The sequence below is a fragment of the Streptomyces niphimycinicus genome, assembly GCF_018883605.1.
GTDB lineage: Bacteria > Actinomycetota > Actinomycetes > Streptomycetales > Streptomycetaceae > Streptomyces > Streptomyces niphimycinicus.
In genome coordinates, this window is sequence record NZ_JAHLEM010001228.1 from 1 (window position 1) to 1,238 (window position 1,238).

1 protein-coding gene is annotated in these 1,238 nt (G+C 73.2%); it reads left to right on the forward strand.

Translation table 11 applies throughout. The features are described 5' to 3' along the window. Window positions 1–591: 591 nt before the first annotated feature. Window positions 592–1,173 carry a TMEM165/GDT1 family protein gene (locus tag KN815_RS49010; RefSeq protein WP_216348189.1) on the forward strand — a complete coding sequence of 194 codons (582 nt, stop codon included), beginning with the start codon at window positions 592–594 and terminating at the stop codon, window positions 1,171–1,173. The last annotated feature ends 65 nt before the right edge of the window (window positions 1,174–1,238 follow it).

Genomic DNA, 1,238 nt, shown 5'->3' on the forward strand with positions numbered 1-1,238 from the left:
CCGGGTTGGGGTTCGGCCCAGCCCTCGGGCCGGGGTTCGGCCGGGACTTCGGGCTGGGCTTCGCCCCTTTCCCGTGGTGTCGACGTGCGGCTGCGCCGCGTCGCCGGGCTCTGCTCCGGAGCCCGGAGTGGAGGGGCGGAGCCGCACATGCATATCCGGCTCCGCCGGACATTGGGGCGCGCTGCCGCCGGGGCTCGACCGGACCCTCGGCTTGTGGGGCTGGTCACACATCCCGGAGCCCTCGTCGACATGGCGCGGGGCGGCGGTTTGCCCATGCGGGCAGGCGCGGTGCGGCTGTTCGGGCCGACGGCGGCGGTCGTGGTGGGGGCCGGGGCGGAGGTCCGGGGGCCGGGTTCGGCCCGGGGTCCCGTATCCTTGTCGGCAGCAGAAGGGGAGTAGCTCCTCGCCGGACCGTCGACATACTGCCCGCCCCTCGAGGTGCGGGCCGGCGCCCGGAGCGTACGGGACCACCGCGTGATGCGGAGGCCGTGCGCCAGCGAGACCTTCGGCCGCAGTGTCCGACGCTGCCGTGCCGAAGCGATCCCTCCCCGGGGCCCTTGGGTGCGGCCCGATCTACGAGGTATCCATTCCGTGTTCAGCATCACCGTCGCCGCCGTGGTCTTCGGCGTCGTCTTCCTCGCCGAACTTCCCGACAAGACCGCCCTGGCCGGGCTGATGCTCGGCACCCGCTACCGCGCCTCGTACGTCTTCGTCGGCGTGGCCGCGGCCTTCGCCCTCCACGTCGGGCTCGCCATCGCGGCGGGCAGTGTGCTCACCCTGCTGCCGCATCGGCTGCTCCAGGCGATCGTGGGGGTGCTCTTCCTCGGCGGAGCGGCGATGCTGCTCCTCAAGAAGGACGACGGGGAGGAAGAGGTCCGCAAGCCCGCCGACCAGAGCTTCTGGAAGGTGTCCGGGGCGGGCTTCATGCTGATCCTGGTCGCCGAGTTCGGCGATCTGACCCAGATCATGACCGCGAACCTCGCCGCCCGCTACGACGACCCGCTGTCGGTGGGCGTGGGCGCGGTGCTGGCGCTGTGGGCCGTCGCGGGTCTGGGCATCGTGGGCGGACGCACCCTGATGCGGTACGTACCGCTCCGGCTGATCACCAAGGTCGCGGCCCTGGTGATGCTGGCGCTGGGCGGATTCAGCCTGTACGAGGCCATCGCGGCCTGAGCGGGCCCCGCGCCCGAGACGCCCGCCTGGTGCCCGGGGGCGCCCCCGACCGTCCGGGGCATGGC